General features: G+C 39.2%; 6 protein-coding genes. 5 read left to right on the top strand and 1 reads right to left on the bottom strand.

All coding sequences use genetic code 11. The features are described 5' to 3' along the window. The first annotated feature begins 19 nt into the window (after positions 1-19). Together ABXG98_RS18375 and ABXG98_RS18380 are read left to right on the top strand one after the other, a co-directional pair. A complete protein-coding gene (locus ABXG98_RS18375) occupies positions 20-1,708 on the top strand; it encodes a flagellar assembly protein A (RefSeq protein WP_353540162.1) in 1,689 nt (562 codons plus the stop codon). An 8-nt stretch (positions 1,709-1,716) separates the two neighbouring features. Beyond that, positions 1,717-2,496 (top strand): DUF2884 family protein, encoded by a 780-nt coding sequence (locus ABXG98_RS18380; protein WP_353540163.1) that lies wholly within the window; start codon positions 1,717-1,719, stop codon positions 2,494-2,496. Positions 2,497-2,546: 50 nt separating this feature from the next. Here the strand turns inward: ABXG98_RS18380 and ABXG98_RS18385 are convergent, their stop codons facing one another. Further along, positions 2,547-4,196: an electron transfer flavoprotein-ubiquinone oxidoreductase gene (locus tag ABXG98_RS18385; RefSeq protein ID WP_353540164.1), complete on the bottom strand. Its 1,650-nt coding sequence runs from the start codon at positions 4,194-4,196 to the stop codon at positions 2,547-2,549. A gap of 351 nt (positions 4,197-4,547) precedes the next feature. Between ABXG98_RS18385 and ABXG98_RS18390 the strand changes: the two genes are divergently transcribed. From ABXG98_RS18390 to ABXG98_RS18400, 3 genes are all read left to right on the top strand, one after another. Beyond that, a complete protein-coding gene (locus ABXG98_RS18390; protein WP_353540165.1) occupies positions 4,548-5,300 on the top strand; it encodes an electron transfer flavoprotein subunit beta/FixA family protein in 753 nt (250 codons plus the stop codon). After that, positions 5,297-6,223, top strand: a complete 927-nt coding sequence (locus ABXG98_RS18395) for an electron transfer flavoprotein subunit alpha/FixB family protein (RefSeq protein WP_353540166.1) — start codon at positions 5,297-5,299, stop codon at positions 6,221-6,223. Before ABXG98_RS18390 ends, ABXG98_RS18395 begins: the two co-directional genes overlap by 4 nt. 221 nt (positions 6,224-6,444) lie before the next feature. Next, positions 6,445-6,786, top strand: a complete 342-nt coding sequence (locus tag ABXG98_RS18400; RefSeq protein WP_353540171.1) for an SUI1 family translation initiation factor — start codon at positions 6,445-6,447, stop codon at positions 6,784-6,786. Positions 6,787-7,266: the final 480 nt, after the last annotated feature.

The following is a 7,266-nucleotide window of genomic DNA, read 5'->3' on the forward strand; positions in this document are numbered from 1 at the left end:
ATGTTGTCGGAGTACATTAATGACCCAAATCAAACTAGTTGCGAATGCCAAAAACAATGTTGATTTACATATAATACCTATCAAAGATGAAGTTGAGATTACTGAGGAGTATATTCTCGACTTCATTTCTGAATCTGAACACTGCAATTTACTTGTAAATAAAACCAATATAAACAATGCACTAGCTGAATTAAATGATGTACTAAAATCCCTAAAAGAAAACCAAACCGGTCATGAAATAATTTATCATATACTCGATCGTGTCGATGCGAGCATTTCTATCATTATCGATGATGATGAAATGTCTGCGAAAGCCATTATTAACACAGCTCATGGTGGAAAACACTTATCTGCTAAAGCAATTTTAAATGCCGCACAGGCCGCCGGTGTAAAAAAAGGGTTTAGTAAAGAAGAGTTAGTCAAACTTGCCCACTTGGCCGCTAAAGAAGAGCCAAACAGCAAAGTAACCCTACCAATAGCACACGGAAAATTACCCATCAATGGCAGAGACGCTATTATAGAGCCTTTAGTTGAAAGCGCACAATCAAGAATATTACGTCCAAAAAATCGAGAAGATGGCAGTGTCGATATGCGGGATTTGGGCGATATCATTTGTGTTAAAATTGGTGATCCCATTGTAAAAAAAATACCGCTGACTCAAGGAAGGCAAGGCTATACCGTTACAGGGAAACCACTTGAAACAGCACCAGGAAATGATGTAGTTTTAATATCAGGTGATGGTACCGCTATCAGCAAAAGTAATGAAAACTTACTTATTGCTGAAAAAGTGGGCTTACCTAAATTAATTCCAAATGGAATGGAAGTCGATGAAGTTTATCAGATAAAAAATGTCACGGTTGCCACCGGCCATATCAACTTCACCGGAAGCGTGCTGATTGAAGGCGATGTAAATGAAGGGATGAAGGTTATTGCCAGCGGAGACATAACTATAGGTGGTTTTGTTGAGTCTGCTATGATTGAAGCTGGTGGTGATGTCACAATCTCTGGTGGGATAATTGGCCGTAAGCATGATATTGAAGAAACCAAAATCACTGATGTAAACATGAGTGTTAGTGTAAATGCGAGAGGAAACCTCTATGCCAAATACTGTCAGTACGCTCAAATTAATTGTGGTAAAGATATCCGTATTGAAAACCAATTACTTCATAGCATAATCAATGTTAACGGTAGCTTAAAAGTAGGTACTGAAGATAAATCTAATGGCATTTTAATTGGCGGTAGTATCAAAGCTAGGTCTCATGTTAGCGCCGGTATAGTGGGCGCAACAGCCGGCAGCAAAACCATGGTTAGTTTTGAGCACCACATATTAAAATTGAAAGAGCTGCTTGATGATATAGAAACCCGAATCAACTTTGATAATGACAAAACAGCCGAGCTAAAAGTCGCCAGTGATAAAATCAAAGAATTACCGAAAACTAAAGCCAATCATGAAATGCTTACCAAGGTTATATCAACTTACCAGTTTCATGCCAAGCGTATGGGCGATACTTTACTTGAAAAAGAAGAACAAGAGCACGCCTTGCAAGCTTACATTGAAAGTGTATATCTAGAAGCAACCGAAAAACTTCATCTTGGCGTTCAATTGACTATTGGAGACTACAACGATAGATCGCGTCGTGATTATGGCCCCAGTAGAATGATATATAAAGACAGAAAAATTCATATTGAACCGTTACTCAAACGTTAGTGCAAAACATGTTTAAATATACACTTTCACTCTTGATTGCTTTTATATGTTTTAACAGCCATGCCAAGCAATGTTCAGTTCACTTTAATTATGGCGTTATTATTGATCCTGACCATATTCGTATGATTGATCATGGCCAAACAGTTATACAGATAAATGGCACAACCCAGCTATTTGTAAAAGGAAGAGAGCAAGTCCTTAATACTGAACAACAACAGCTGATAAACCAGTTTACCCAAGGTATCCGATCGCAAGTTCCCGAAATTGTGTCTATTGCGATTGAAGGCGTAGATATTGGTTTAAAGGCCGTAAACAAGGCTATCGGTAGCTTAACAGGTGAAAACAGTGCCTCACAACAAAAGATTCAAACTAAGTTTGACGAACTAAAATGGCGGATCCGTACTCGCTTTAATCAAAGTGCAAACAACTATTATATAGCTCCCCAAGATTTTGCTGATTTTGATGACATATTTACTGGTGAATTTGAACAGGAAATTGAAGAGATAATTTCTGACTCTATTGGCACCATTTTATTGGCTGTTGGTGAAGCTATGATAAGTGATGACAGTAGCTATGGCAGCGAGCAGCGTTTAGCCACTTATGATGATCGTATAGAAACTATGGGAAAAGATTTAGAGTTAGAAATTAGCGCAAGTACAAATGCGCTAGCACAAAAAGCTGAAGCCTTCTGCCTAAAGTTAAGTGAATTGGATAAAGTTGAAAGTGAAATTCATCGTTCAATCAAAGCTCTAAAGCAGTTTAACTTAATTGAAACTAATAAACTTTAACTGAGTAAACTGTGGTGACCAGATCTATAACCTCGTCACCACGCTTGTAATTACATATTCGGGTAATTCGGACCGCCCGTTCCTTCAGGGGTCACCCAAGTAATATTCTGGCTTGGGTCTTTTATGTCACATGTCTTACAGTGAATACAGTTTTGTGAGTTAATAACAAACTTGTCTCCCTCTTCGGTTTTTTCAACCTCATAGACACCTGCTGGACAATAACGCTGAGCAGGCTCATCAAACTTAGTTAGGTTAACACTAATAGGAATATGTTTATCCGCAAGCTTTAAATGACAAGGTTGTTCTTCTTCATGGTTAGTATTTGACAAAAATACTGATGATAACTTATCAAAACTCAATTTATTATCCGGTTTAGAATAATTAATCATTGGCGCTTCATTTGCTAATTTTAGTTGACTATAGTCAGGCTTATCATCTTTAAAGTTAAAGGGTAATTTTCCACCGAAGAAGTTTTGATCGATTGTGTTATACGCTCCACCAAAGAAGGTACCAAATTTATGCATTGATGGTGAAAAGTTACGCGTATTGTATAAATCATCGTACAGCCACGATGACTTAAATTTCTCCGCATAAACCGTCAAATCTTTACCGCCTTCATCACCATTGATTAGCGCTTCAACAATGGTTTCAGCAGCTAAAAGCCCTGACTTCATCGCAGTATGATTGCCTTTAATTTTTGCCGAGTTCATCGTACCCGCTTCACAGCCCACCATAATACCACCTGGCAATGTTTGTTTTGCCAAGGAATTATAACCACCTTTAGCCAGTGCACGTGCGCCATAAGAAACACGCTTACCGCCTTCTAGGTATTGACTAATTTTTGGATGATGCTTATAACGTTGAAACTCTTCAAACGGACTCAAGTGTGGGTTTGAATAACCTAAATCAACAATTAGACCAACAAATACTTGATTATTTTCAGCATGATACAAATAGCCACCGCCACCTGTATCATCTTTCAAAGGCCAGCCAGCAGAGTGAACCACTAAACCTTCTTGATGTTTATCTGGATCAATATCCCAAATCTCTTTAAAACCTAAACCATAATGCTGAGGTGAAACATTAGCATCTAAAGCAAACTTTGAAATTAACTCTTTACCTAAGTGTCCACGACAACCTTCAGCAAAAACAGTATATTTTGCACGTAGCTCCATACCCGGCATAAAAGAATCTTTTTCATTACCGTCTATATCTAAGCCCATATCACCGGTAATAATACCACCAACACTACCATCATCATTATATATAACACTTTGCGCCGGAAAGCCTGGAAATATCTCAACACCAAGTTCTTCTGCTTGCTCTGCTAACCAGCGGCACATATTACCCATGCTAGCAATATAGTTACCTTCATTGTGCATAGTTTTAGGTACAAACAAACCGGGTAATTTAATTCCGTTATCTGCACTGTTGAAATAATAAATATCATCACCCGTTACAGGTGTATTGAGTGGCGCACCCTTTTCTTTCCAATCGGGGAATAATTCATTTAAAGCTCGTGGTTCAAAAACAGCACCAGAAAGAATGTGTGCTCCCACTTCTGAGCCCTTTTCGACAACACACACCATAAGCTCTTGTTGTTTTTCCTTTGCTAGCTGCATTAAACGGCATGCAGTTGATAAGCCAGCAGGTCCAGCGCCAACAATTACTACGTCAAATTCCATCGATTCGCGTTCCATGGTATCTCCAAATATTTATTTATTGATAAAAATTCAAACAGGCGTTTGATATTCAAACAGGTGTTTGATAGTATCTCATTAGTGGTTGCCAAGCAAGACGATATTTATTTTAAAGAATCTTTAAAATAGCATGATTATCCTAGCTTAATAAATAGTTAATACTATGCTTAAAAGCAACCTGTTTAAAACAAAACTATTATGTTTACAAAAAAACGAGACATTGTAGCGCAGTTTGAAAGTTTTCACCAAGATTACGTTGACGTTTACGTAAAGCAATAGTAATCTTTTGAGTATAAACTCAATTTATAACTAACTTAGTTTTTAACTGAATAAACAAAACCAGAGGCAACGATGAAAGTATTAGTTCCGATAAAACGTGTTATTGACTATAACGTCAAAGTTCGCGTAAAACCCGATAATTCCGATGTAGATCTTGCAAATACCAAAATGGCAATAAACCCATTTTGTGAAATAGCTGTTGAAGAAGCAGTACGCCTTAAAGAAGCTGGTACGGCAACCGAGGTTATCGCCGTTTCAATTGGCGACAAGTCTTGCCAAGAGCAGTTACGCACAGCACTTGCCTTAGGCGCAGATCGCGCTATTCAAATTGAAACTAGTGAAGCGCTAGATTCATTGAATATAGCCAAGCTTTTACAAAAAGTGGTAGACGAAGAGCAACCACAACTAGTTATTCTTGGTAAACAAGCAATCGACAGTGACAACAACCAAACGGGTCAAATGTTAGGTGCACTTACAGGTATGCCGCAAGGTACTTTTGCTTCAGAGGTTAAAATTGACGGAGACAAAGTCAATGTTACCCGTGAAATTGACGGCGGTTTGCAAACTTTAGCATTAAACATGCCTGCTATTGTAACTACAGACCTACGATTGAATGAGCCTCGTTATGCCTCTCTGCCTAATATCATGAAAGCAAAGCGTAAGCCTCTAGATGTAAAAAGCGCCGCTGATTTTGGCATTGATTTAACTGCTCGCACTAAATTATTAAAGGTGACACCTCCTGCCACTCGTCAAGCCGGTATTGTTGTCGAAACTATCGATGAATTAGTAGAAAAATTAAAAAATGAAGCCAAGGTGATCTCATGAGTATTTTAGTATTTGCAGAACATGACAACAGCACATTAAAAGCTGAAACACTTAAAACAGTTGCCGCAGCACAAGCGATTGGTGGTGATATCACCTTGTTAGTTGCAGGCTTCAATTGCCAAAGCGTTGTTGATGATGCTGCTAAAGTAAATGGTGTTACAAAGGTATTAGTTGCAGACAATGCCGCTTACGAACATCAACTAGCTGAAAATGTAAGTTTGCTAGTGACTGAGCTTGCAGCCGATTTTGAGCATATTGTTGCTACAGCGCTGACCACAGGTAAAAACTTCATGCCACGTGTTGCAGCGTTATTAGATGTTACACAAATATCTGACATTATTGCTGTAGAAAGTAGTGACACCTTTGTTCGCCCTATCTATGCAGGTAATGCTATTGCAACAGTGCAAAGCTTAGATAGCAAAAAAGTAATCACTGTACGTTCAACAGGTTTTGACGCAGTTGCAACAGATGGAAATGCTGAGGTTGTAGTGTTGGATCAAGCTACTGATGCTGGCAACTCAAGCCACGTTAGTGATGAGTTAACAGTTTCTGAACGTCCAGATCTTGGTGCAGCCGGCGTTGTCATTTCTGGTGGTCGTGGGATGCAAAATGGCGATAACTTCAAATTACTTGAAGGTATAGCAGATAAACTTGGTGCTGCCATTGGCGCATCACGTGCAGCTGTCGATGCAGGCTTTGTCCCTAACGATATGCAAGTAGGTCAAACGGGCAAAATCGTAGCACCTGACTTGTATATAGCCGTAGGTATAAGTGGTGCAATTCAACATTTAGCCGGTATGAAAGACTCAAAGGTTATTGTTGCAATCAATAAAGATCCTGAAGCCCCTATATTTCAAGTGGCTGATTATGGCATTGTTGCCGATTTATTTGATGCCTTACCTGAGCTCGAAAGTAAATTATAGAAGTCTATCGGTGTTTTAACTGATTATTGTTATACTAAAACCACTGTTAACAGTGGTTTTTTTTGTCTATTATTTACAAGGATAATCCAAGTTACAATATGCCCAAACGGATAAATTTATCCTTTAGGGAATCATCATTCAAACACTAACAGGTAACTATTTAAATGAAGGACAAACTTTCCAGCCTATCAGATCTTGCCGCAGCTTTTGGCAAAGAGCCTATTACTGATAACAATGTCGATGATAGTCACAGTGACTCCCTAGTATACTCTACTGATATTGGCCGAATAAAAACAAAGAAACATACATCAGTTACAGCAAGCGATGGGTTTGCCCTCGTTCGCCGAGAAACCAAAGGGCGTAAAGGTAAAGGAGTTGTGACGATAAGTGGACTGGGCCTTGATGCTGATAAATTAAAAGCATTAGCTAAAAAACTAAAAAAAATCTGTGGTACTGGTGGCACTGTAGTAAAAGAAGTAATCGAAATTCAAGGGGATAAACGCGAAGAGATAAAAACTATACTAGAGAAAGAAGGTTACAAAGTTAAGTTTATTGGTGGCTAACAGTCCCTTATTTAATTGATCTGTCAGCAACGAGGCAAAAGTGAGACAATCTGCCATCTTGATTGCCTCTTTTCTAATCAGAAGTCTAGCAATGTCTAGCTTCGCTCTCACATGTGCTTCCCGTAACATCAGTGACACTTCCATCGGCGCTACTGCCGCTTTATTTTTGAAGCCCTGAAGTTATCGAATCCAAGAAAGAAAAGAACACCCACACGCTTTCCACCATCGAGCGCTACTGCGTTGACGTGCATGGATGCACTAATGTCGCGTTGCCAGGATGGCAAGGAGCTGACACAACTTCTGAGCGCCGCAGCAGTATGAGCGAATGGAGTCAGGTGGGACCACAGCGCTTTTGTCGGTTTAACTTTACAATTCGTGAATAGCAAAAAGCCCGCAACAACGTTGCGGGCTTTTCTAAATAGAAGTTTAGCAATGTCCTACTCTCACATGGGAACTCCCACACTACCATCGGCGCTACTA

Source organism: Colwellia sp. KU-HH00111, assembly GCF_040362745.1.
Classification (GTDB): Bacteria; Pseudomonadota; Gammaproteobacteria; order Enterobacterales; family Alteromonadaceae; genus Colwellia.